The sequence below is a fragment of the Shewanella sp. H8 genome, assembly GCF_040285065.1.
GTDB classification, from domain to species: Bacteria; Pseudomonadota; Gammaproteobacteria; order Enterobacterales; family Shewanellaceae; genus Shewanella; species Shewanella polaris.
On the sequence record NZ_CP157213.1, the window covers coordinates 2,193,543 to 2,217,105 of the forward strand.

Genomic DNA, 23,563 nt, shown 5'->3' on the forward strand with positions numbered 1-23,563 from the left:
TTGTATTCGCACTGGCACTAGCATTATTGTTTGCAATTGTGTCATCTTCATCGAACAGTATCGACACACTTTGTCTATCTAAATCATCAAATTGTTCAGATTTTACGGCCCAAAAGAAAATCGAAACTGCAATAATGACAAACAACATCGCAATAGGTATTAATACGTAAATGATACTCATAATTTAATCCTAAGAAGCCGTAAACTGTTACTCACCACAATAAGTGAACTAACAGACATGCCAATAGCTGCAATGTACGGGGCAACATGTCCTGTCACCGCTAATGGCAAAATAACCATGTTATAAGCAAAGGCCCATAACAAATTCTGATGAATAATCTGTTGTGCTTTCTTAGCCACAAAAATAGCATCGTTAAAACGAGATAAATGATCGCCTAATAAAATTAAGTCGGCACTGTTTTTAGCAATAGCACTACCACTGCCCATAGCAACAGACAAATTGGCTCCTGCTAATACTGGTGCATCATTAATACCATCACCAAACATAGCAACATTAGCATGCTGTTGTAATTGATTTATTAATGCTAACTTACCTTGAGGTGACAAACCTGAATGTACATCCGAAATACCTATCTTTTTCGCTAAAAACTCAACATGTCCTGAATTATCTCCACTCGCAATACTCAGCTTTATGTTTGCGGCTTTTAACGCATTAACTGTTGCTAAACTGTCAGCACGCAACTGGTCTAGCAATTCGATCTTGGCAACCAATTCATTATCAATAGATAAATAAATCCACTGACTTTCTATGGCTTGCGGAGACACTATGTTAAGTGAAGGCATAACAAACTGTGAAGTTCCAATGCAAACTTGTTGTTGATTAATGCTGGCGCGAATACCTAAAAACCAATATGGTGATCAATGAGTTCAACTCTGTGTTGATGATCATAAAAAGGTGAAAAAGCTAACGCGATGGGATGTAATGAACCTTGCTCTATTGCGGCGGCGAGCGAGAGAACTTGTTGAGATGAATATCCGCCAAAGGTTTTCACTTCACCAATCGATAAATGACCACAGGTTAAGGTTCCCGTTTTATCAAATACCACATGATCGATTTTGGGTAGCTTTTCAAAAACACCGGCCTTTCGAGGAATAACACCCAACTTAGTAAAAATAGCTGAAGCACAAGTTACCGCTGTTGGTGTTGCAAGGGCGAGGGCACAAGGACAAGTCGCAACCAGTACTGATAAGGTAATCCAAAAGGCATCATCAGGAGAAATGAATAACCACACCACATATGTTATTGCCGCTATCGATAAAACCGTGCCAGAAAAATAGCGCGCTAAGCGATCGGCCAATAATGCAATGGCGGGTTTATTGTTTGATGCTAACTCTTGCAAACGAATAATTTCAGCAACCAGTTGATCTTGCCCAAGTGCGACAACACGGACCTCAAGTGGTTGTTCAACATTAATGGTGCCAGCATAAACGCTATCAGACACACGTTTGCCAATTGGCATCTGTTCACCCGTCAGCATTGCTTCATTAACACTCGATTGTCCGCTAACGACTTCAGCATCTGCGGCAATTACTTCACCCGGTTTAACTAAAATAATATCGCCAATCTTTAATTGTTTAGCGGCAATTTCAGTAATTTCACCGTTGCAACGCAGATGCGCAGTGAGTGGCACCAGTTTATGTAAATTGCTTGAACTTACAGAGGCTTTTTGCCTAGCCGTTTGTTCAAAATAACGTCCCAATAATAAAAAGAAAGTAAACATGGATACTGATTCAAAATACACTTCACCATTGCCCTGAATAGTGGCAATACAACTGGCCACATAAGCACCAAATATAGCAATAGAAACAGATACATCCATATTAAGTTTGCCACTTAATAAACTACGAATTGCACTGAAATAAAATGGCTGTGCAGAATACAGCACGACAGGTGCCGCAAAGATCAAACTCACCCAACGAAAATAGTCCCGAAACTCAACCTCTAGATCGGAAAAATATCCAGTGTATAAGGCAAGGGCAAACATCATTACCTGCATGGTTGCAAAACCAGCAAGGCCTAAACGTAATAAAAACTTGCGACTGTCTGCTTTTGATTGTTTTTCTTGTTCATCAACTTGATAAGGTGCGGCCTGATATCCAACCTTACTGATAATCTGCAGGATTTCACTGAGTTGAATAACCTGACTATCCCAGCTGACTAACGCCCGTTGTGTTGTAGAGTTAACCAAAACATTGCTGATACCAGCAACGGGCTTGAGCTTATGTTCGATTAACCAAGCACATGCCGCACAGGTAATGCCGTCGATAGACAAAGACGTTGAGTTGATATTATCTTTTTTGTGAACAAAATCCTGCTGAACTTCAGGTAAATCATAGGCACTGTATTGTGACAATTGCTCTGGTATTAAACCTGTTTGACGATGACCCGGTTCACTACGGAATTGATAATAACTGCTTAAACCAGCATCCATAATGGCCTGCGAAACCGCTTGGCAACCAGGGCAACACATAGGTTGTGGTTGCCCATTAATCACAGTGGTGAACTTATCACCCGTGAGTACCGGCTCATTGCAATGGAAACAAGATGTCATCTATTTATACCAGCTTAATTAAATATGTCATCACACAGAAACAACATGGATATGGTGTTAATTTAGCCAATATTCAACGTCATCTTTAATATCTATGCGTTGTTGGATACGCCATTTAGCGTCAAATCCTTCAAGACGCACTTCCCAAGGCCCGGTAATCGCATCATCTAAAGGGATGTGATAAACATAATTGGCGTCTGCCGTGGCATTAAGACTGAAATCTTTAGCTTCAATGGTAGGGTGATAAAAACGGACATTAAGCGCCGCACGATATTCAGGGCCACCGTGTTGAGTGATGGTTAACTCTTGATCTGCAACCGTAACCAAAAATTTCATGCCAATTTGTTTAGCATATTTTATCTTACGCAAATCCATGTTAATGGCTTTGCCTTGTTTATAATAATCTTCAGCAACTAATGAATCAGAATTATCCAAAGCAATCTTTAACGTGGCTAAACTGGCAATAACGGCACACATAGGTAAAACAATTAAAAACCAAGGCCAAAACTGTTTATACCAAGGGGGTTCTGTCGACATGATACATCCTAAAATCATTGAAATAATTCGGGGGGTATTTTACCCCGTAATGGCTTAATAATCACTTAAAAAAAAGGCCTCGATAAATTCGAGGCCTTGATGTTACTTATATATAACTATTTGTTTGATAAGCTATAAACATAAGCAGCAACCACATGGACTTTCTCTTCACCAAGAATGTCTTTCCATGCAGGCATAACGCCAGCGCGGCCGTTAGTGATAGATTGTTGAATCACACCACGACTACCGCCATATAACCAAATATTATCAGTTAGGTTAGGTGCACCCATGAACTTGTTACCTTTTGCATCCATACCATGGCATGCAAAACAACCTTTCATAAATGATCCTTGACCTTGGGCAGCTAACGCTTCGTCATGTTCACGTCCAGACAATTTAACCACGTATTCAGCAAGACCTTTAATCTCGCTGTCTTCGATAGGTAAACCACCTTTAGGCGGCATCATACCGTTACGACCATTCATGATTGTGGTTTTAATTGTGGCAAGTTCACCACCATATAACCAATCACTGTCGGTAAGGTTAGGGAAGCCCTTAGAACCACGAGCATCAGAACCATGGCATTGTGAGCAGTTTTGTAAAAACAAACGTCCGCCCACTTTTAATGCTTCAGGATCTTTAACCAGTTCTTCTAATGGTGTCGCTAAATAGGCCGCAAAAATAGGACCGTATTTCTCTTCAGCACGAGCCACTTCGCGGTCATACTGAGATAAACGGTTTTCTGCTTTTGCTGCTTCAAGCGCTGCAGCTGAGTCAGCTTTAATGCCTTTATCAGTACCAATGCTTTGGTTAGAGCTTGTCCAACCAAATAGACCTTTGTAGTTACCAAGGCCAGGATACAGAGCTAAATAGATCACACCGAAAAAGATGGTCAAATAGAACATGTATGCCCACCACTTAGGGAGTGGGTTGTTCAGTTCTTCAATGCCATCAAAACTGTGGCCCATTGATTTACCTTCTTCTACTCCGGTGTAATTATTATTCACCAGTTTAAGAAGGATAAAACAACCAACAATAACCACAATCGTCAGTACAGAAATCCAAATACTCCAAAAGTTACTCATAATCATTACTTCTGATCTCCCGAGTCTTTTGACATTTTTGTAAGTTCTTCTTCGGTAAACACCAAGTTAGCCGCTTCGTCAAAATTTGACTTGCTGTGCTTACTGTATGCCCAGAAAAATATACCTACAAAGGTCACCATAACAACTATGGTTAAAATACCTTGAAAAGTACCATAATCCATCATTGCCTCCTATTTGAGTGCGTGACCCAAAGATTGCAAATAAGCAATCAGTGCCTGCATTTCTGTTTTGCCTTCAACCGCTTTTTGAGCGCCGGCGACTTCTTCATCAGTGTAAAGGTCATTACCTTCTTTACCACCACCTTTATAACCACCTTTATGGAGATTACGCAGAATAGTCATCTTGTCACCGGTGAGTACACCGTCTAGTTTATTCTCGGCTAACCAAGGAAAACCAGGCATGTTTGACTGTGGTACAACGTCACGAGGGTTCGTTAAATGAACTTCATGCCATCGATCGCTATAACGTCCACCAACACGGGCTAAGTCAGGACCTGTACGCTTAGAACCCCATTGGAATGGATGATCCCAAACAGACTCACCAGCAACAGAATAATGACCATAGCGTTCTGTTTCAGCACGCAAAGGGCGGATCATTTGGCTGTGACAGTTGTAACAACCTTCACGAACATAAATGTCACGACCTTCAATCTGTAACGCTGTATAAGGAATAAGACCTTCAACAGGTTCAGTAGTGTCTTTTTGAAATATCAGTGGGGTAATCTGCACTAAACCACCAAAACTAATGGCGATAACAGTGAAGATAGCAAGCAGACCGACATTTTTTTCAATTAATTCATGATTAAATTTCATCGAATCGGCTCCTTAAGCTTCTGCAATAGCAGGTAGTGAATCTTTAGGTGCTTTAACGGTCCGAATAACGTTATAAGCCATAAGGAACATACCCGTTAAGAAGAAACAACCACCAATAAAGCGTACAAAGTAGAATGGATATGATGCTTCTAAACTCTCAACGAAACTATATGTTAGTGTTCCATCAGAGTTAACCGCACGCCACATAAGACCTTGCATAACACCAGAAATCCACATACTAACGATATACAACACAGTACCGATAGTTGCTAACCAGAAATGAACGTTAACCAGCTTACTGCTGTACATACGACCATGACCGAATAAAATTGGAATTAAGTGATATAAAGAACCAATTGACACCATTGCAACCCAGCCTAGCGCGCCAGAATGAACGTGACCAATGGTCCAGTCAGTATAATGAGATAAAGCATTAACTGTTTTAATTGCCATCATTGGGCCTTCGAAGGTAGACATACCGTAGAAAGACAATGAAACAACTAAGAAACGTAAAATAGGGTCTGTACGTAGCTTATGCCATGCACCAGACAGGGTCATAATACCGTTAATCATACCGCCCCAAGATGGCGCGAATAAAATTAATGACATTACCATGCCTAAAGACTGAGTCCAGTCAGGAAGGGCAGTGTAATGTAAGTGGTGAGGACCAGCCCAAATGTACAACGCAATCAATGCCCAAAAATGGACAATAGATAAACGGTAAGAATACACTGGACGACCAGCTTGTTTAGGCACGAAGTAATACATCATCCCCAAGAAGCCAGCTGTAAGTAAGAAGCCTACCGCATTATGACCGTACCACCACTGAACCATCGCATCGACTGCGCCAGAGTACAGCGAGTAAGACTTAAATAAGCTTACTGGTACTGCCATTGAGTTAACAATGTGAAGTACTGCAACAGTAATGATAAAGGCACCAAAGAACCAATTAGCCACATAAATGTGGGATGTAGTTCGCTTAGCGATTGTGCCAAAAAAGACGATTGCATAACTAACCCATATAACCGCAATAGCGATATCGATAGGCCATTCTAATTCTGCATACTCTTTACTTTGGGTTATGCCCAAAGGTAATGTAATTGCAGCTGCAATAATAACGGCTTGCCAACCCCAAAAGGTAAATGCGGCCAATTTAGGCGCAAATAAACGGACTTGACAAGTGCGTTGCACAACGTAGTAGGATGTAGCGAAAAGAGCTGATGTTCCGAACGCGAAAATCACCGCATTGGTATGTAAAGGTCGTAAACGACTAAACGTTAACCAAGGTGTGTCGAAGTTCAGTTGCGGCCAGATTAACTGAGCCGCAATCAATACACCTACTGCCATACCAAAGATTCCCCACAAAACTGTGGTTAATGCGAATTGGCGGACAATAGTGTAGTTGTAATCAGCGCCTGTAGACTGGGAATGGTTCATCATAATGCTTCCACGGCTTATTACTTATACTTTTAATATTTAGTAAAGCGGACTTTACCTGTTAGATTAACATATGGCGATAAATCGAGCTGTTTACACCGTTTTTAGGGCCATTTGTCAAGATGTTACCTCGTGTAAATGATCTCTATCACAAGGCGGTGTAATGATACTTGAGCTAAGTCAAAAAAGATACTTCACAACGCATCTCAAATTTGATTTAGATCAATATCCATAAGATCATGTTATCAATACAAGTAGAAAGGTTAATAATTGTGTATAAAATAAACAAGTTCATCATTCTTACATTTTCCTTAATGTTTTTAATGGCCTGCAATGGTGATAACACAGCAGAAAAACAAACATTCCCTGTAGACAAAACTTTATGTCAATTTTCAACGGGTGAATGTTACAAAAAAGTAGCGGACATTACTGTTGGTTTAATGATCGATCCAGTCAATACTCCAAGTGAAAAACCATTAAATCTTACGTTAACATCTACACAAGCGATCACTAATATTTCAGTTAGAGTAGAAGGTCGAGATATGTTCATGGGCGTTATACCTGTGTCATTATCCTCTGTAACAGACAATGAAATACACGGAAATCTCATTTTTGGCTCATGCAGTAGTAATTATATGGTGTGGAGAGTGTTTGTCTCATTTGACTATCAACAACAACCACGTACATTAATCTATGACTTTTTAGCCGATAACAATTAACGATAAATAGTCATGTTAATGCTAACGGTTAAGTATTTATGCCAAGTACAAGGTGAAATATCGTCATTTAGTCGTTTAGTTTTAACGACTAAATAGGCATAAATATCGATGATCTGAGTCATTACAAAAATATTCATAACAGTTACAAGTAAGCATATCTAAGTAAAGTGACAAGCTTCCTGAAGACTAGGGCAGAGTTAAGGTAGATAACGGCACATAGTATAGAATTGTGCTTTTATAAGCTTAATTCTGCATAAAGTCACATTTAACATCATCATTCACGCAGTCATTCCAGATACCTAATAAAATTTCACTATCGCACCATACTGCTGCAGAGCTCATATTCAAGATTTATTGGTATATTTTTCATGATCAAAAACAAAGAAGTAGTGATATTCCTTAAATTGTAATTGATAATCATTCTCATTGATGTATTATTAACACATAACATATGGCCCTTTAGGTCAGTAGGGCATAAGACGATTAAAAGAAATCTACTGATTAACCAACATCATGTTTACTGATTTCATTTACCGTTGTGATAAATAAGGAGCACACATGAACAGAGTCAACGTATCTATTGATGCAGATAAAGTGGCACAATTAATCAAAGCAGGTCATTTGTGTGCTGCTGATCTACAATGTCTGGATAAAACCAGTAAACAAACCATTTGGCAATTATGCTTAATGAGCTGCCAAAAGCGCTCGACTTGCCACAATCAACAATGCCAACAATCTTGTATGCCAACAAATGCCATCCAGCAGTGCATACAACAATTAATAACAGATGATCAAATTGCAGAACCGAAATATGCATATGTTAAAAACTGATATTAATATCAGCATGATTGATGCCGATAAATAACATTATCGGCATCAGCTAAAAAATAGTACAATAAGGCAATATAATCAATAACCTATATTTATTCACATGACCAATAATATCATTGATGAGTTGCCGCCAGTGTTGCCACTATTTGATGCTGCAGAGTATGTTTTACAAGGTAATCCAGCTGTAAATCAATATATTACCCGAATTTCAATAGATAAAGTTGCCGATGCAGGACTTATCATAGAGCACTGTGCCGATTGGTTATTTGAGCAAAAACAGACGGAAAATAACTACAAAGCCTACCGCAGTGAATTAACTACATATCTACATTGGTGCTTTGATGTTGTGGCATTATCGCCAATCGCGGTCACGCGTAAAGACATCGCTAAATACATCGATTACTGTCAATCACCACCAACGGAACTAATCGGTTACTTCAATGTAGCGCAATTTAAACTCGACAAAGCCACTGGAGAGCGAGCACCAAATCCACAATGGCGACCATTTATAGGGAAAAAACAACTCGGTAAATGTCAGCCATATCAATTGAGTGATAATGCGTTAAAAACTAAAGTGGCAATATTATCATCCTTTTATGGCTACTTAATTAGCGAAGAATATACAGAACGAAACCCGGCTCAGTTATGGCTTAAACACAGTCGGTTTGCGATTAAACGTAAATTCACCATCGACGAAGACAATAACAACCACGCATTCACTGAACTACAATGGTCATACGTTATCAGTACTGTTGAGCAATTAGCGCAAAATCAACCAGAACAACATCAACGCAGTTTGTTTTTAATCACACTATTATATAGCTGCTATTTACGTATATCTGAAATCAGCGCTCGTGCGGGTTATGCACCCATCATGAGTCAGTTCAGACAAGACTCACATTCTGGTATTTGGTATTTTAATGTACCGTTTTCTAAAAGTGGCAAAGCCCGTAATATTGCAATCTCAAAAGCATTACTGGCAGGCTTAGTCGATTACCGACGTTTTCTGCGTCTTAGTGATTTACCTAACATCAACGACCAACACCCAATATTCGTGCGCCATAAAGCTGCAGCTCATGGTAGAGAATCTGGAGTCATCAACGCCAATCTGGGCATCAGACATATACGCGACGAAATCGATAAGCTCATTAATTTAGCCGCAGACAATGCAGCCAAAGATGGTTTTGAGCATGACAGCCAACTAATGAGAAAACTCAGCGCGCATAATATTCGCCACACTGGGATAACGCACGACATCAATATTAACCGTCGACCGTTATCACATGTCCAGGCCGATGCCGGCCATGAAAGCATCGACACCACATCACAGTATTTACACACCACGCAAACTGAACGACACCAAAGTGCATTCAATAAACCATTAAATCATCTTGCTGAGATTAAATAATTGGCTACCATTGACCGATAAAGTTGAAAGTATGCAATCTCAGCACGATGTTAAACAGCATATTAAGCAGCATTAGGCAGTTAATAAGCAATCAATGCCTACAAAGACTTAGTATTGAACACAACCTCTAATGTACGAACAAGTATGCGCACAATGTATATTATGTTAAATAGAGTATTTATGTCATCAAATTAATTGAGATCAGTGTCAGTTCAAAGGAACTTTATCCAATACTTTTGCTAATAGCGATTTACCTAAAGTTCTTGCTCTTGAAGCCATTGAGATTGTTTGATCAATATTATTAATAAAAAGCTGTAACTCTCGCTGTAGCTCTTTACTTGCACGATTAAAGCTTTTCTCTAAATTTGGTAGTTTTTCCATTATCCTTAACATACCAATAAAACCATCTCTCCCTCCTTGAGCTCCATTTTCTAGAGTTTCAAAACCAATTAAGAAATTTTCTATACCTTCAATAGATTCTTCATCATGATTTTGGTTTAGAGTTAAAACAATCTCGATACTTGTCTCTACTTTTTTATTCAACTCTGTATATTCTTCATTTTTTGGTTTTAACAGGTTTGCGTAATCATCTACGTATTTAGCTAACTCTCTTATGACGTTTCGACGCTGTTTAGTAGTTAAATTTTTTGTAGTAAGTATTTGAGTAGTTTTATTTATCTCAGGAGTAAGTTCATCAACTAATTTACTACCAACAACAGCAACAATCTCGGTTAAGGCCTCAAAGGTCTCTTCTACTTGTACTATATGATCTAAAAAACCTAAATCTGATTCTTCATAGTTACTATCATTTACTACAACAGGAAAAATAGATTCACTCACATTTTGAATTTTAGCGTAATCTTTTACTGGGTTACCAAAAGGTAATGTCCCATTTGAAGCTTCTTGAGCTAATTGATGAAGTTGAGTTTTTGCTTCATTCATTCTTGCAAAGTGTGTGGTATAACCTATTACTAGATAGGATTTTAAATCAAATGGAAGCTCATCAATTTCTTGAGTTATAAGTACGACTTTTTTCTGAAGTGCGTGAGCAATACCAAGTTCATAATATACATTGGCATTAGAATCGGTTAAATCAGCTACTATTAGGTCACTCTCTATAATTCCTTTTATAATGTCTTCATACACTGGACCTTAAGCATTAAGGCCTGCAAAAATTCCATCTAACGTTATGTCTTTTCTAGATTTTCTTTGTTGTGACTTTTTTGCGTTTATTATTATATAGCAGACCGCCCAGTCTATCTTTTCTGTTATTTCTGACCAAGCCCGATGACAGATACACTCAAAGATTGGCAGCAGCCAAACGTCCACATTCTTTGCCGCTTTGAACAGCGAAACTGAAGGCATGATGCGCATCGCGGTGCTGCGTCTGATGATAAGTGCCAGCAGGCTGGCCCATACTAGGCCGTCAACTATCGCTTTCTGCGCGGTGGCAAATCTCTGCCAGTTTGTATGTGATTTCAACTCTTTGAACAGCAGCTCAACCTGCCAGCGGCAGCGGTAAATCGCCATAATGTCATCGGCTGAGTAAGACTCTGCCGGTAAGTTGGTTAGCCAGATGCAAAATCGTTTTTCTTCTGCAAACCAACGCCTTATCACTCGAAATTCCTGCGTTCCCCGCTGGGCTTTTAGGTCAAGCACTTCTGAGCGATTGGTGCGACGCGTGATGTCGTTAAGCTTCACTCCGGCAAGCTTAGGCAGCACACGGCCCTTGCCATTTCTAGCTTCAACTATTCTTGGGTTGAGTGACTTTTTCCCCCGAAAAATATAGAAACCTTGATGCCGTTCCACATTGGCAAAATATTCGAAATCAGGATAGCCCGCATCAGCCAGAAGCAGTGTGTTTTTCATTCTAAAGGCCATGGGGAGATAGGTTCTTTCTGAAGCGGTATCAGCACTTATCGCCATTGCCGTGGGGTTAAATGTGCGCAATGACATGGTCATATGGCACTCTATCGCGGCGGGATTACGCTTAAAGCGGCTTGGGTACACGTCTGCTAACGCCTTGTGAACATGAAAAGAACTGCCGTCCTGAAGCAAAATATCATCAAAGCCTGACAACTTCTTCGGAAGCGAAGCGCATTGTTGGCGTGCAAACTGAGCGATAGCCAGCTGAACCAGTTGCTTCATAAAATCAGCAAAGGCGGCTTTGCGGAGCTGATTATGAAAAGGTTTGTAAGCCACATTATCATTTTCTGTCAGACACATACCATTAAACTGACGATGTAAGTCAGCAATGGCATGGCAGTTCCCTTTGCTCAACGCAGAGACCAAGCTCGGCACCAGTAACTCAGGTAGTACAGCGCGATTTCGCTGTATAAACCCAGTGCGCTTAGCCATTTTTTGAAGGATGTCTGCATTGAAGAATTGCATAAATTGCTTTTTTAAGGTGATAATTGTCATTGGCTTTATTTATTGTTCAGGTTGATTTGTTTGGCGACAATTATCAGATCATAAATAAGGCCTTTTTTCTATCTAAAATATAGGTTTATTGCTAAAGATCCTGTCTATGATAATGTCTTCTAATATATTGCTCTGGCTTTTAATATCATCAGCTCTTTTTACTTGATATCCAGCGTCGACGAGCGCTCCTTTTATTAAGAATTCATAGACATCATTTAATGACTCACTAAATGGCATTAATATAAATGCTTTCTTACTTTCCATTTTTGAACCTCGTGTTCAATTTAGACTATGCAAATCTGGCTGATGATACCCAAAGCAGGAGCAGCGCCTTTTGTCGTTGCCCTGCCTATGCTGCAAACTATATTCATTCATGTAAATTGGTTTAAAAGATGGTATAGGAATTTGCTGTATTGCGGTAGCCGTTTTTTATACAATTTGGTTGGTAATCACTTGATATCATTTTAGCTTTATCATTCTTTCTCGCACATTTGGGCCACTGATGGTTATACAATTTCGGTATTCCCACCCAGTATACAGATGTGGCACACGTACTACTGACTCCGGTTTTGAATGTTTTTTAGACTGATCTTCCTCCTAAATCTGTAGACACTTTTTATCTAAAAACCGAAGTGAAAGTGTAATTAATATCAAAAGTTTGGACATCAACCTCTACATTGTTAATTTTCAACATAGCCAATAATTTCTTATATAACATTGAAAACGTCTTTTTGTTTATGAGTCACTTCCCTTCACTAATTTCCCGTTATAATGCCCTACCCGTTATAGACATCATTTTAAGAGATATTGAAAAACCATGGATATCAAAGGAACTTGTATTTCATCAATAGTAGATGATCTCGGCCCCATTTATGTTTACGAAACAAGAAACAGTCGCATTTTAAGCTTTGATGGAAAAATCTATCAGAGTTGCATGAAAACCAATGACATTAATGGATTACATTTGGGTTATACCCAGGCGATGATGGCGGCCTTTCTGTTTATATCCAAAGTAGAAACTGCCACCGTTATGGGCTTAGGTGCCGGCTCCATGGTAAAAAATCTACTCAGTAGTTTTGCTGATTTGAAAGTACACGCAGTTGAATACCGTGAAGCGGTGGCGGCTACGGCAAAACAATATTTTTATTTACCCGATACTGATCGCTTGTATATTCATATCGACGATGCTGCTAACTACATTAACAAGACCAAAACCCAAAGCGACATTATTTTTTCAGATCTGTACAGCGCTCAAGGCATGGAACCAAAACAAGTACAAACATCCTATTTACGGGATTGCAAAAATGCTCTAAGCGAACAAGGTGTCCTAGTGCTGAATATCTGGCATACGTCTGATATGTTACGCGCCGAATTAGATGAATTATTAGCACAAGAATTTGAACATCGCTTATTGAGTTTTGAAGTAGCCAGTGGCAATCGGATTGTACTCGCGTTCAAAAATGACATCCCCTTAATAGGAGAACAACAATTATTAACTAATGCCAAATTACTATCGACAAAAATGAACATTCCAATGGAACGTTATGCTCAATTAATTTTAAATGCACTTGATTGATTACCGTCTCTGAATAATATGCCAACGGGGCTTATCAAGGCTATATTTATTGATGGACGTAATGCGACGGGTATCATTAAAGACATGATGATTTACGCTAATATTATTGGCAGCGATTTAGGTCAAAAAATCACACCTATTGGTAGTTTAGCCACTTTGTTATGCCTAAATGTACTTGCAGGGAAACATTCCGATCACTTGGGGATATTATTCCGCGTCGGCATAGTGATTTATTGTTTTCTCTCAAGTTAAATTGATCAATTGTTTCCGAAAACAATGTGTTCTTTTGTGTCTAACCACATTGGATTTTTCGTCATCACCTTGCTAAACATCCTAGATTGTAAATAGTGATTAAGCCATTGTCGTAATTTGGGATAGGGAGATTGTAAATACCATTGCCGCTCTACCCTAGCAAATTGACGAATGTAAGGCATTAACGCCAAATCAGTTAAGCTAGGTTTGTCAGACATTAAATATGGATGTAGACATAATCGAAATTCTAAATCTGCAATATAACGTTCACATTTCTGTCTATCTTCAATTAATGATGGTTCATGGTAACGTTTAGCACAGCGATATTGCTCTAAATATCCCTTAAACTCGTTATCGAATATTTCAATAACAGCCAACATATCAGCCAAAGCATTTGCAGTTGTGGCATCGAGATAATCGTCTGGATCTGATTGTGACAATGCCCATTGCATGATTGATAAGCTCTCATCAATCACCTGATTATTTGTGGTAACTAATACTGGAACGGTCCCTTTTGGCGATACCTTTAACATCTCGACAGGTTTATTACTCAATACTAAATCGCGCAGTTGGACTTGTTGGCTAGAGGCATATATAGCTAACCTAGCCCGCATTGCAAAGGGGCAGTTCCTTAAAGAATACAGCACTGGTAATGGCATTGTGGGATCCATGTAGATTGATTAACTCGATTAATATAACGCTAATATAGGCATTATTTATACAACATATGGGAGATGCAAGATTACTTCATCTTTGATTAAACTGCACACTTTCGTTTAGAACATACGAAATGAAAATATAGTTAATAAATGTTTGTTAAAATCACAGAGTAAATAGAAATTAATAAAAAACCGCTTCTTGAATAGTCTGTAACGGGATATTTTCGATAAATAATCATCAGGTCATAATAAAAATACCAATAGGTTTTCACCTGTATTAAGTTTTAGTCCCATAAAATATTATTCTATTTTACTTAAACGACGACTTAATGCACTTTGAGTGATGCCTAATAGCTTAGCAGCAGCACTTTGATTATTTTTAGCTCGCACTAATGATTCGTGAATTAATTGCTGAACGGTCTCATTGATAGTGGGTAATGTATTTGGGAACATAATTCGTTCCACTTCAAGATGGTGCTTATGTTCAATAACATGAAAAAATGGGGCTAGTGATAATTCAGAACCGCTACTAATATTGGCAGCTGTATATACTAAAGACCTTAACTCGGAAACATTACCTGGAAAAGAATAACCCTCTAGTTTTTTAGCTAAATTATGTGGCAAAGCAAGATAGTCGAAACCCAATTCTAGACAAGCCATTTCATTGAAATGTTGAAGCAATAAGCCTATGTCATTTTTGCGTTCACGTAGTGGTGGCAATCTTATACACTGAGGTCGTAACGCATAAATTAAGCTTAGAGAGAAAGCTTGTTGTTCGAGTATTTCTAATGAACTATGGCTGCTGAACACTAACCTGCAATTAAGTGAGTTTTCTCTTAGAGAGCCTAGCGGTAAATAACTTTTAAGTTTACATAATCGAGCTAAAATCCTTTGTATTTCAGGTGTTGCTAACTCTAATTGTGTTAGTAATATCATTCCATGGCTAGCTGTTTGTAATAACCCTTGAGTATTTACGTCACCCAATAGCTTTGCTTCTAACATAACGGGTGTTAAATCAGCAAGAGAGATCTCAATTATCAATTCTTCTGGGCAAATTAATTGTTGTAAAGCTTGTACGAACAGCCTTTTACCTGTGCCTATTTCACCCTCGATAAAAATTGGTTCATGACTGTCATGTAAAGTAGCCGCATAACAAAAACAATCATGCATTTTAATATCTGTTGTTAATATATTACTAAAAACACTAAGGCTATGCCGATTAAAAAAGCCGTCTTTTATTCTATGATAATTTCGTTCTAATCCGAGAACTTCCATTGCTCGCCGAATACATAGTAGTAATTGTTCTGTAGAACTTGTCTTGGTAATAAAGTCATATGCGCCCTGCTTCATGCACTCAACGGCAACTTCAGTTTCATTAAGTCCTGTTACAATAATCACTCGCACATAAGGCGCTTGCTCTCGAATATCTCGTAACAACTCACGGCCATCAAGTATTGGCATATTAAGATCAAGCAATACCAACGCTATATCCAATTGGTAAATAAGCTCTAATGCTTGACGACTATTTTCACAAGTATAAGAATTTGCCTCAGGTATACGACGAGAAAGTAATAGTTCAATGGTTCGTAACCATCTTGTTTCATCGTCAATAATGAGAATGTTTCTGCTTAATTTCATGAAACACTCCTGAATAATATTTTCATTTCAGTTCCTGTTCCTTGTTGCGAATGTATCAGCCATTGTGCTTGATGTATTGAAAGGATCTTATTGCTGGTAGATAAACCCAACCCCGTTCCACCTAGATCTCTACGAGTTGTAAAAAACGGTTCACGAATACGTTCCAATGTTTGTGTATCCATACCACAACCGTTATCAGTTACTTTTATAAAAATATTACTGTTTTCTATACCCGTTTCAATTACCAATGAAGGCTCTGGTTTATCCATTGCAAAACAAGCATTTTGAATCAAATTAACTAATACTAATTGTAACTGCAGCTCATCACCTTCAATTGTGGGCAGTTGCTTGTTTAGCATCAGCTGTAAGTGAATCCGTTTAACATTGTTATGAGTTAATCGTAATGCTGTTTCCACTACATTATTCAAATTAACCGCTTTAGGGGCAATTTCAAGTATTGGCTTTGAGAAATGTTTCAAATCTCGCACAATTCGACTAATACGCCCCGCCGAGTCATCAATTGATTCGAAGCCATAATCTATATCCGCTAATAGCTGGTTAGTTTTTTGAGTTGAAGTAATATTGTTTGAAATATTTAGTTTCAGTTCGTCCAGCAAGTCCCTAACCAAAGTGACAGACTGGGTAATTAACCCAACAGGATTGTTTATTTCATGTGCAATTCCTGCAGATAACTCACCTAAAGAAGCTAGACGGGCAGAAAGATCACTTGCTTGCTTCAATTCAAATGTTTCGGTATTGTCTTCTAAAAACAATGCAAGCATGTCATTGGAAATTAAATGTAGTTCTAATTTCCAATGTTTGTTGTTTAAAGTAAATTCTAAATTTTGAGAATATTCATCAGTGAAAGTTCGGGATATTAACTGATTCAAATTAATCTTAGGTTTTGACTGCGCTAACACTTCATGTTCAAGAATCCAAGGGTATTTACCATTTTGCCAAATCAATTGTTGATTTTTAGCTATCAAACAAACACCGTGAGGCAAACCATCTAATACCGAATGAAACTGTACAGATATACGTTTAATTTCTAACTCTGCATTACGACGATTTAGCAGTTCTTGTTTTAAAGATTTGGTTTTTTTTCTTAATATGAAACTTATATAAAGAGTAATTAACATGCCCAAACTTGAAATTATGGAAGTGACTAACGCGCCTTGAGAAAAGTCTTTTTTAACCTGTCCAAGCTCAATTTTTTCCTTGCCGAATGCTACCCATTGATTCAGTAAATCATCAAAATAACCATTGTTAAAACTATTCTTGACGACTTGGTTGATCGCAGCAACAAAATCAGGGTCTTTATCAGACATTATCAAATAAAACTGGCTATACAGCAGTGGTCTACCCGCAGTCTTTGCTATTGGGAAAAGGCTGAGCATTCGTCTTGAACAGTAAAACTCAGATACAACATAATCCACCTCACCACTAATGAGTAACTCAAAACCTCGTTCGTTGGTAATAACTGGAATTATAATAAAGTCTTGTGGTTTGTTGTTGAGGTACATTGCAACAGATGAAGCGCTTTTGATTGCAACACGCTTTCCTTTTAGTGCAGCCCACGTGTCGGCATTTTCTTCACCACGTCGATTATAAGCACTAATATAAGTTGGCAAAAGCGGTAACGCCTTATTGATATCCAATATGTCACCAGAAGGTACAGCGATGACTGCTAATTGCCGAGTATCATTAGTTACCGTTTCAAGTGTTTGTTCTAATGATCTACGATTGATGTGTAAATCATAATGTAATTGCTGAGCGATATAGCGTGCTAATTCAATATTAAAACCATTTTCTTCACCCGTTTCACTTTGCCATTCAAACGGTGGTGTATTGCTATGTACATTCAAAGTAAGTTGCTGCTCTGCATATACGTTTGGTTGTAAAAAGAATACTAAAATTGATAGGTAGCAGAGGGATCTCCAATTAATCATAATTACATTCATCACGAAACTCCAAACTATGTCACCTAACAATAAGCGCTGATGATTTTGATTGGCACTGATTTTGTTCTGTTCTGCAAATCAACTCACATAATGAATAATAGTTAAGTCACTATTGATATTCCCAAATGCATAAACTTGTGTGTGCATATCAATTTTTTACTGAACAATGGATCTATTACTCACTTCGGCACTTGATTACTCCTATATCGAATAAGGCTGATATAAATTTATGGTGTGAGCAAGAAACAACCATAGGAATTAAAAAATGAATAATAATGACCTCAATCAAAATCGTCGTGACTTTCTAACCAAAAGTGCTGTGTTAGCTGCAGCAGCCGGCACCCTAACGATGTCTACATCTTCAGCTCAAGCTACAACGGCTGCAGTAGATAAACCTATAGCGGTAGCCGGTTATGTTAAAAAACCTCAAAACCTGACTGATGTCCTCATGAATGCACGTAAAATTATGGATACATGTGCAGCTTGCGATATATCTGGTGCAGGTCGTTGTAATGGTAAAGGTCCTTGCGGTGAAACAGTGCCAGGTATGGGAGGCAAGCGTCTTAGCTTTGTGCGTAACATTGAAGCTTTTGAAGAAGTAAGCCTCAATATGCGAACCGTACATAATATTACTCAACCTAAAACAGAGATTGATCTATTAGGCGTTAAACTCTCTATGCCAATTCTTACGGGCATAACAGGAGGCCTGACTTATAACATGGGAGCTGCCAATAAACTCGCCTTTGATGGTGAATTGATGACTGAAGAAAAATATGCCCGCGGTATTATTCAGGGGGCTGCTAACTCTGGCACCATTGGTTGGGCCGCTGATGGTATAGGGGACCCATTAGAAACTTACAAAAGAAGAATGAATGTAGTTCAAGAGTTTAAAGGACGAGCAGTTGCACAAATAAAGCCGCGTACGCAAAAGGAAATTTTCGAAAGAATTGATATAGTTCAACAAGCAGGTGCTCCTTTCTTTGCTATAGATGTTGACTCTGCTGGTAGAGCCGCACGTGCTTTACCAGGTAAAACAGTTGAACCAAAGGATCTTAAAAAGCTTAAAGAGATTGTTAATTATGCCAAAATCCCTTTCATTGCTAAAGGTATCATGACAGTTGATGAAGCTCTTATGTGTGCAGAAGCAGGTTGTGGAGCAATCATTGTTTCTAATCATGGCGGACGAGTACTAAGCTCTACACCAGCAACAATGCATGTACTTCCAGCGATAGTCAAAGCTGTGCGTGACCGTGGTTATAAGATACCAATTTTGATGGATGGTGGCGTGCGCGACGGCGGCGATGTCCTTAAAGCACTTGCCTATGGTGCTCAAGCAGTGTTGATTGGACGCCCTATGATACGTGCAAGTCTCGGTGGTGGAGTTGAGGGGGTCGAGATGTTGTTCAAACGTTATCATACTGAACTAGTGTCTAGCATGGTGTTAACTGGCGTTTCAGATGTCAACAATGTAGACCCATCGATACTCATTCAGGAGGTTTAATGAAACTCACCACAGCATATCAGGATATATTAGCCGCTGTGGTTGTCGCGGTTCTGGTGTTGCCAAACGCTTGGGCAACACCATCAGAACAAGATCGGCAATACGGTGGTGGAGGTAAAGGCGGAGTTGTCTTTTCTTATCAAACCCATGCAAGAGGAGGTTCTTACATTTGTACTGATTGTCATAGCACTAAAGAACATGAGGCAATATTTGAACCTAAACGTTACAGTTTTACTCTAAAGGACCATAATAGTGGACAATTCTGCTGGAAATGCCACAACGGAGAAATAGCTGAACGTGATTGTAAATCGTGCCATTATTAATCATTAATTTTCTCTCATGGGCATTGTTCTGATGATGCCCATAAGAGATTTTATTTACCCAACTTTTAATGAAAAACAATCCACATACTGGTGGCAACAGAGTACACAAACAACATGCATGCGAGTGAAGTAAAAGGCTTGCGCTTTAACAGCTTGTGTAATTGGTAAGTACCGCGTTGAGAATACTCTTCAACAGGCATTCCCTGCTGATAGGTATTAATGCTTTGCCTAAATGATTCAGCATTGGGATAACGCTGTTCCGGTTGGTTCAGCAAGGCTTTGTTGATTATTGCATTAAGCTCGGTGCTTTTAAGTGAGGGTAGTTTGTCGCTTGTTACCACACTGCCCGTAAGTAAATAGTGCAGTATCACCCCGAGTGAATATACATCCGATTGTGCAGTACATGCTAGCCCGGCTATCTGTTCAGGAGCGCTCCAATGACGGGTGAATGCTTGAACCAAATATTGTTCATTGTTGCTGTCATCGTTAATTTTTTGCTTATATTTTCTAGCTAGGCCGAGATCAATCAACACTAGGTGACCTTGGTCATTAATAATGATATTTTGCGGTTTTAAGTCACCGTGAAAAAAGTGTTGTCGATGAAGATAACTCACGGCTCGTAGTAATTGTTCAAACACATTAAGCTTCTGTATGCGGTTAAGCTTGTTGTTAGCTAACCAAATGTCTAACCCTTGCCCATCGATGTAATCCATGACAATACAAGCATGGCCTAACACCTCAGAAACGCCATATATGCTGCACACATTAGGATGGTCTAAGGTCATTAAAATGGAGGCTTCATTAAAAAAAACGGATTTTTGCTGATAGGAGTTTAACGTATTGGTACGTAGAATTTTAATAGCGGCTTTATGGACTTTGATATTGCCATTATCATGATTTGCTAAGCGTTGTTCACCTAGATACACCAAGCCCATTCCACCAGTATTAGAAACCAACTGAGTGATGGTAAATCCCATCACTTGCTGGCCAATCAATTCTTCATACTCGAAATGACAATGATTTGTATATTGCTGGGCAATTAACTGGCTGCTTGATAAAGGGATATCATCAACGATGAGCATTTTTTCAAGTGTTAATACTTGTTCAGGATAATCTTGCCTTAATGGCAATAAGCGTTGTTCCTGCTCAGTTTTCGATAAACAAGCTAATTCGCTATATAGGGAAACAATATCAATCATTCAGTTAATTTTGCTCTGAGCCAAACTGTGGCGAACTTGATATCGTTATCGACCGTTCTTGAAGATAATTCTAGCATATCGGCTATTTGTTGATGTGAAACCATGGCAAAGTTTTTAAGTTCGAACACATCTGCTTGTCTTGGATGGGATTGTTGTAACAGCTCTAATGCTGACGACAATGCGAGGTTTTCTGTCCAATTAGGTAAAATAACTTCAGAGTCGATTAATTGCGAATGCAAAAACTCATGCTTTGCTTGTTGATGATCGATTAATGATTGATGGGGTTTACCAAATAGCAAATGCCAAACAGACACACGTACATAATCAAAAAAGTGCTGTCGGCTTTCAAATGGCTGCTCATCATTACGCCAGCGATGCAATTTAACTACGGATTCATTGGCTAATTCGGTAATGGAAGCATCATGTAAAATAGTCTCATTAGGTTGGTGTTTAGAAAGATATTTTTCAACAATTGCACGGATATCTTGGTAAGCATAAGTGAGAAACTCTTCACTTTGATGCTTATCTCTATTTTGCCAGCCCACTAATAATTCAGTGGCATTGTTAAGTTCTCTAATTGACACAACCATCCCTAACTTCAACATTTTTTAACCAAGCAATTATCATCTAATTCATCCTCAATTACTAGTAATTACAGTATATTAAGTTAGCTCTATTGTAACTGGGTTAGGTTAATGATGGTCAATTCATGCTTCATAGTGAATGTATCAATCCAATAACGATTATGGTGACGTTTTACCCTTTCAACAGGACTATGTCCATGCACTACATAATCTACATCTTCAATACCACCGCAATGATTAGAATGGTGTAACGGGCGGCTCCACAATACTTGCCAAATGTCATCATCTGACAACATACCGCTTTGCAAAGTTTTCCAGCTTGGGGTTGCAGATGCGTGACTAATGCCAATGGTTTTGCCATTGACCAAAATAGTTCGGCTTAATGGCATCGTAATATCAATCATGGTTTTCCAACGAATTAATAAATCGAAACGGTGCATATGTTGTGATAACCAATCACCACCTTTTTGTCGTAAACAATCCCAATAACTTGAACACTGAAAACCTAATAAAAACAGCTGTTCATGATTACCCATTACCGCAAAAAACCACTTCTTAGTGAGTAGATTTATACACTCAACACTGTGTTCACCTTTACTGAGCAAATCTCCAGTGCAAAACAAACGGTCAGTGTTAAAGTTAAAACCCTGTACCTGTAATTGTTCATAAAGCCGGTTAATTTGGCCATGAATATCGCCAACGATATAGTCTTTTCCCACTAGGTTAGCCGAATTATAAATATGCTGTTTACGCGGTTTAAATTGCATAGTCGCTAAGCCTTAAAAAAGTAGCCAGTCAGTAACTGGCTACTTGAACAATGACGAGCTATTTTTGAACCAATTGAACCCATAATGCATGATTGGTTTTGTAGCCGGGTTTAATCGTTGCAATGACCACCAGTACCAGGCTAACTAAAAATAAGTAAAAGCCAATATCGGCATACTTCAAACCCTCTGCGGCCACTCGAATAATGTCTTTTGTTCTTGCACCACCAAATATTTGTGCTGCTTGAAATATATCTGAAACTTGTTGATATACGGTATAAATAATCGACAATAAAAGTAACAGTAATAAACCACGTGAAATTGACTGCTTAACACCAAATAAGTGACTCAACAAAGCAACAATAGTGACTAAATATAACCAGGTCGGGGTGATATCACTTAAGGGCATACTGCTTCCCATCACATTCATTAGCGGGAAATATGTACTTAACAACATAAATGCTAGACAAAATACTGCAAAAAAGTTCATTAATTTAATGCCCGCAGGATCGACGGCTAATGCCCGTTCTTTAGTATTGGATAGCGAAGATTTAACCTGCTCAAATGCTTGAGATTGTTGTAAATCATGAGTTAACTGCCCTGCAGTTCTTTTGGCTTCGCTGGCTAAGTCGACAGCTTTATCTTTTAATGACATTGGTATTCCTTTCATTGTTCACTTTTTACTAATTAGCTCTAAGATGCTGTATCGAATTTTATAGTTGCAGCGTGTTGGCGGCTAATAAGTCTCGGTCTAAACTGATGTCATCTTTTTCAGCCAACTCCATAACGTAATCCAATTCACATTCATTCATGGTGTCATTTTGTGAATCTGTCATTTGCTTGGTATTACGTTTAACACCCGCTACTTTGAAGCAGGTATTTAGCATTTTCATTTTGGCCTCAATATCGAGTGAGTTGTTCCAGTTATTAATCCAAGTCAGTTGATCTTCTTCAGACGAGCTACCACAACCCACTAACACCAATGCACTTAAACCAAAAATTACGCCTGTTTTGATATTGTTTTTAATAGTTGATTTCATTTTGTTCCCTTTTTTATTTATAAATATTCATTCAATATTCGATAGGGATTAGCTTATAGAAATGGGTAAAAATGATGAGTGACGTAAAAAAAATTTTTTTACGCAAAATAAATTAACGTTAACCGTACACAATCGACCTTCAAAAATGGTTCGAAGCCATCATTATTGTGAGCAAAGATAATCTACACTTTAGTTGTTCATAATCTGGCGAGTTCTGTAACT

Annotated in this window: 22 protein-coding genes and 3 pseudogenes; 7 read left to right on the top strand and 18 right to left on the bottom strand. The window is 38.6% G+C overall.

Annotated features, from left to right (window positions below; translation table 11 throughout):
• Positions 1–42: 42 nt before the first annotated feature.
• From ccoS to ccoN, 7 genes and pseudogenes are all read right to left on the bottom strand, one after another.
• A pseudogene (gene ccoS, locus ABIS04_RS09505) lies at positions 43–181 on the bottom strand (cbb3-type cytochrome oxidase assembly protein CcoS); the annotation flags it as partial.
• Positions 178–2,573: pseudogene (locus ABIS04_RS09510) on the bottom strand (heavy metal translocating P-type ATPase). The pseudogenes ABIS04_RS09510 and ccoS, both read right to left, overlap by 4 nt.
• Before the next feature lie 57 nt (positions 2,574–2,630).
• Positions 2,631–3,110, bottom strand: coding sequence for a FixH family protein (locus tag ABIS04_RS09515; RefSeq protein WP_137227121.1), 480 nt, complete (start codon positions 3,108–3,110; stop codon positions 2,631–2,633).
• A 116-nt stretch (positions 3,111–3,226) separates the two neighbouring features.
• Positions 3,227–4,195, bottom strand: coding sequence for a cytochrome-c oxidase, cbb3-type subunit III (gene ccoP / locus ABIS04_RS09520; protein WP_137227120.1), 969 nt, complete (start codon positions 4,193–4,195; stop codon positions 3,227–3,229).
• A 5-nt stretch (positions 4,196–4,200) separates the two neighbouring features.
• Complete coding sequence (locus tag ABIS04_RS09525; protein ID WP_350433416.1) at positions 4,201–4,377, bottom strand: cbb3-type cytochrome c oxidase subunit 3; 177 nt, start codon at positions 4,375–4,377, stop codon at positions 4,201–4,203.
• A gap of 9 nt (positions 4,378–4,386) precedes the next feature.
• Positions 4,387–5,028 carry a cytochrome-c oxidase, cbb3-type subunit II gene (ccoO, locus tag ABIS04_RS09530; RefSeq protein WP_350433322.1) on the bottom strand — a complete coding sequence of 214 codons (642 nt, stop codon included), beginning with the start codon at positions 5,026–5,028 and terminating at the stop codon, positions 4,387–4,389.
• 12 nt (positions 5,029–5,040) lie between these two features.
• The gene (ccoN, locus tag ABIS04_RS09535; RefSeq protein ID WP_350433323.1) at positions 5,041–6,468 is read right to left on the bottom strand and encodes a cytochrome-c oxidase, cbb3-type subunit I; all 1,428 of its coding nucleotides are present in this window, start codon (positions 6,466–6,468) and stop codon (positions 5,041–5,043) included.
• A 269-nt stretch (positions 6,469–6,737) separates the two neighbouring features.
• Between ccoN and ABIS04_RS09540 the strand changes: the two genes are divergently transcribed.
• Positions 6,738–7,184, top strand: a complete 447-nt coding sequence (locus tag ABIS04_RS09540) for a hypothetical protein (protein WP_350433324.1) — start codon at positions 6,738–6,740, stop codon at positions 7,182–7,184.
• Here ABIS04_RS09540 and ABIS04_RS09545 read toward each other — a convergent pair.
• The gene (locus tag ABIS04_RS09545) at positions 7,181–7,321 is read right to left on the bottom strand and encodes a hypothetical protein (RefSeq protein WP_350433325.1); all 141 of its coding nucleotides are present in this window, start codon (positions 7,319–7,321) and stop codon (positions 7,181–7,183) included. The genes ABIS04_RS09540 and ABIS04_RS09545 overlap by 4 nt on opposite strands.
• Before the next feature lie 421 nt (positions 7,322–7,742).
• Here ABIS04_RS09545 and ABIS04_RS09550 point away from each other — a divergent pair, with 421 nt between their 5' ends.
• Both ABIS04_RS09550 and ABIS04_RS09555 read left to right on the top strand, forming a co-directional pair.
• On the top strand, positions 7,743–8,015 hold the full coding sequence (locus tag ABIS04_RS09550; protein ID WP_350433326.1) for a hypothetical protein: 273 nt from the start codon (positions 7,743–7,745) through the stop codon (positions 8,013–8,015).
• Positions 8,016–8,115: 100 nt separating this feature from the next.
• Positions 8,116–9,423, top strand: a complete 1,308-nt coding sequence (locus ABIS04_RS09555) for a site-specific integrase (protein ID WP_350433327.1) — start codon at positions 8,116–8,118, stop codon at positions 9,421–9,423.
• Positions 9,424–9,630: 207 nt separating this feature from the next.
• Here ABIS04_RS09555 and ABIS04_RS09560 read toward each other — a convergent pair whose 3' ends face one another.
• Positions 9,631–10,569 (bottom strand): hypothetical protein, encoded by a 939-nt coding sequence (locus tag ABIS04_RS09560; protein ID WP_350433328.1) that lies wholly within the window; start codon positions 10,567–10,569, stop codon positions 9,631–9,633.
• 6 nt (positions 10,570–10,575) lie between these two features.
• A complete protein-coding gene (locus tag ABIS04_RS09565) occupies positions 10,576–11,844 on the bottom strand; it encodes an IS4 family transposase (RefSeq protein WP_350433329.1) in 1,269 nt (422 codons plus the stop codon).
• Between the two features lie 817 nt (positions 11,845–12,661).
• Here ABIS04_RS09565 and ABIS04_RS09570 point away from each other — a divergent pair.
• Together ABIS04_RS09570 and ABIS04_RS09575 are read left to right on the top strand one after the other, a co-directional pair.
• Complete coding sequence (locus ABIS04_RS09570; RefSeq protein ID WP_350433330.1) at positions 12,662–13,420, top strand: ATP-binding protein; 759 nt, start codon at positions 12,662–12,664, stop codon at positions 13,418–13,420.
• Positions 13,421–13,429: 9 nt separating this feature from the next.
• Positions 13,430–13,631, top strand: a pseudogene (locus ABIS04_RS09575) (ArsB/NhaD family transporter); the annotation flags it as partial.
• Between the two features lie 46 nt (positions 13,632–13,677).
• Here ABIS04_RS09575 and ABIS04_RS09580 read toward each other — a convergent pair.
• From ABIS04_RS09580 to ABIS04_RS09590, 3 genes are all read right to left on the bottom strand, one after another.
• The gene (locus ABIS04_RS09580; RefSeq protein WP_350433331.1) at positions 13,678–14,331 is read right to left on the bottom strand and encodes a glutathione S-transferase; all 654 of its coding nucleotides are present in this window, start codon (positions 14,329–14,331) and stop codon (positions 13,678–13,680) included.
• 300 nt (positions 14,332–14,631) lie between these two features.
• Positions 14,632–15,969, bottom strand: a complete 1,338-nt coding sequence (locus tag ABIS04_RS09585; protein WP_350433332.1) for a response regulator — start codon at positions 15,967–15,969, stop codon at positions 14,632–14,634.
• Complete coding sequence (locus ABIS04_RS09590) at positions 15,966–17,930, bottom strand: ATP-binding protein (RefSeq protein WP_350433333.1); 1,965 nt, start codon at positions 17,928–17,930, stop codon at positions 15,966–15,968. The genes ABIS04_RS09585 and ABIS04_RS09590 overlap by 4 nt, the downstream gene beginning before the upstream one ends.
• A 265-nt stretch (positions 17,931–18,195) precedes the next feature.
• Between ABIS04_RS09590 and ABIS04_RS09595 the strand changes: the two genes are divergently transcribed.
• A complete protein-coding gene (locus tag ABIS04_RS09595; RefSeq protein WP_350433334.1) occupies positions 18,196–19,431 on the top strand; it encodes an alpha-hydroxy-acid oxidizing protein in 1,236 nt (411 codons plus the stop codon).
• Complete coding sequence (locus ABIS04_RS09600; protein WP_350433335.1) at positions 19,431–19,754, top strand: cytochrome c3 family protein; 324 nt, start codon at positions 19,431–19,433, stop codon at positions 19,752–19,754. The genes ABIS04_RS09595 and ABIS04_RS09600 overlap by 1 nt, the downstream gene beginning before the upstream one ends.
• A gap of 65 nt (positions 19,755–19,819) precedes the next feature.
• Here ABIS04_RS09600 and ABIS04_RS09605 read toward each other — a convergent pair whose 3' ends face one another.
• The 5 genes from ABIS04_RS09605 to ABIS04_RS09625 form a co-directional block, all read right to left on the bottom strand.
• On the bottom strand, positions 19,820–20,953 hold the full coding sequence (locus ABIS04_RS09605; protein WP_350433336.1) for a serine/threonine-protein kinase: 1,134 nt from the start codon (positions 20,951–20,953) through the stop codon (positions 19,820–19,822).
• Entirely contained in the window at positions 20,950–21,537 is a 588-nt protein-coding gene (locus ABIS04_RS09610; protein ID WP_350433337.1) for an ECF-type sigma factor, read from the bottom strand. The genes ABIS04_RS09605 and ABIS04_RS09610 overlap by 4 nt, the downstream gene beginning before the upstream one ends.
• 89 nt (positions 21,538–21,626) lie before the next feature.
• On the bottom strand, positions 21,627–22,304 hold the full coding sequence (locus ABIS04_RS09615; protein ID WP_350433338.1) for a metallophosphoesterase: 678 nt from the start codon (positions 22,302–22,304) through the stop codon (positions 21,627–21,629).
• Between the two features lie 58 nt (positions 22,305–22,362).
• Entirely contained in the window at positions 22,363–22,956 is a 594-nt protein-coding gene (locus ABIS04_RS09620; protein WP_350433339.1) for a hypothetical protein, read from the bottom strand.
• Between the two features lie 58 nt (positions 22,957–23,014).
• On the bottom strand, positions 23,015–23,341 hold the full coding sequence (locus tag ABIS04_RS09625) for a hypothetical protein (RefSeq protein ID WP_350433340.1): 327 nt from the start codon (positions 23,339–23,341) through the stop codon (positions 23,015–23,017).
• Positions 23,342–23,563: the final 222 nt, after the last annotated feature.

Excerpts from the sequence above, each read along its gene's own strand:
- ABIS04_RS09605 (WP_350433336.1), bottom strand. The coding sequence starts at position 20,953 with ATGATTGATATTGTTTCCCTATATAGCGAATTAGCTTGTTTATCGAAA.
- ccoO (WP_350433322.1), bottom strand. The coding sequence starts at position 5,028 with ATGAAATTTAATCATGAATTAATTGAAAAAAATGTCGGTCTGCTTGCT.
- ABIS04_RS09565 (WP_350433329.1), bottom strand. The coding sequence starts at position 11,844 with ATGACAATTATCACCTTAAAAAAGCAATTTATGCAATTCTTCAATGCA.
- ccoP (WP_137227120.1), bottom strand. The coding sequence starts at position 4,195 with ATGAGTAACTTTTGGAGTATTTGGATTTCTGTACTGACGATTGTGGTT.
- ABIS04_RS09600 (WP_350433335.1), top strand. The coding sequence starts at position 19,431 with ATGAAACTCACCACAGCATATCAGGATATATTAGCCGCTGTGGTTGTC.
- ABIS04_RS09625 (WP_350433340.1), bottom strand. The coding sequence starts at position 23,341 with ATGAAATCAACTATTAAAAACAATATCAAAACAGGCGTAATTTTTGGT.
- ABIS04_RS09515 (WP_137227121.1), bottom strand. The coding sequence starts at position 3,110 with ATGTCGACAGAACCCCCTTGGTATAAACAGTTTTGGCCTTGGTTTTTA.
- ABIS04_RS09620 (WP_350433339.1), bottom strand. The coding sequence starts at position 22,956 with ATGTCATTAAAAGATAAAGCTGTCGACTTAGCCAGCGAAGCCAAAAGA.
- ABIS04_RS09615 (WP_350433338.1), bottom strand. The coding sequence starts at position 22,304 with ATGCAATTTAAACCGCGTAAACAGCATATTTATAATTCGGCTAACCTA.
- ABIS04_RS09545 (WP_350433325.1), bottom strand. The coding sequence starts at position 7,321 with ATGAATATTTTTGTAATGACTCAGATCATCGATATTTATGCCTATTTA.
- ABIS04_RS09580 (WP_350433331.1), bottom strand. The coding sequence starts at position 14,331 with ATGCCATTACCAGTGCTGTATTCTTTAAGGAACTGCCCCTTTGCAATG.
- ABIS04_RS09555 (WP_350433327.1), top strand. The coding sequence starts at position 8,116 with ATGACCAATAATATCATTGATGAGTTGCCGCCAGTGTTGCCACTATTT.
- ABIS04_RS09550 (WP_350433326.1), top strand. The coding sequence starts at position 7,743 with ATGAACAGAGTCAACGTATCTATTGATGCAGATAAAGTGGCACAATTA.
- ABIS04_RS09595 (WP_350433334.1), top strand. The coding sequence starts at position 18,196 with ATGAATAATAATGACCTCAATCAAAATCGTCGTGACTTTCTAACCAAA.
- ABIS04_RS09585 (WP_350433332.1), bottom strand. The coding sequence starts at position 15,969 with ATGAAATTAAGCAGAAACATTCTCATTATTGACGATGAAACAAGATGG.
- ABIS04_RS09570 (WP_350433330.1), top strand. The coding sequence starts at position 12,662 with ATGGATATCAAAGGAACTTGTATTTCATCAATAGTAGATGATCTCGGC.
- ABIS04_RS09590 (WP_350433333.1), bottom strand. The coding sequence starts at position 17,930 with ATGAATGTAATTATGATTAATTGGAGATCCCTCTGCTACCTATCAATT.
- ccoN (WP_350433323.1), bottom strand. The coding sequence starts at position 6,468 with ATGATGAACCATTCCCAGTCTACAGGCGCTGATTACAACTACACTATT.
- ABIS04_RS09525 (WP_350433416.1), bottom strand. The coding sequence starts at position 4,377 with ATGGATTATGGTACTTTTCAAGGTATTTTAACCATAGTTGTTATGGTG.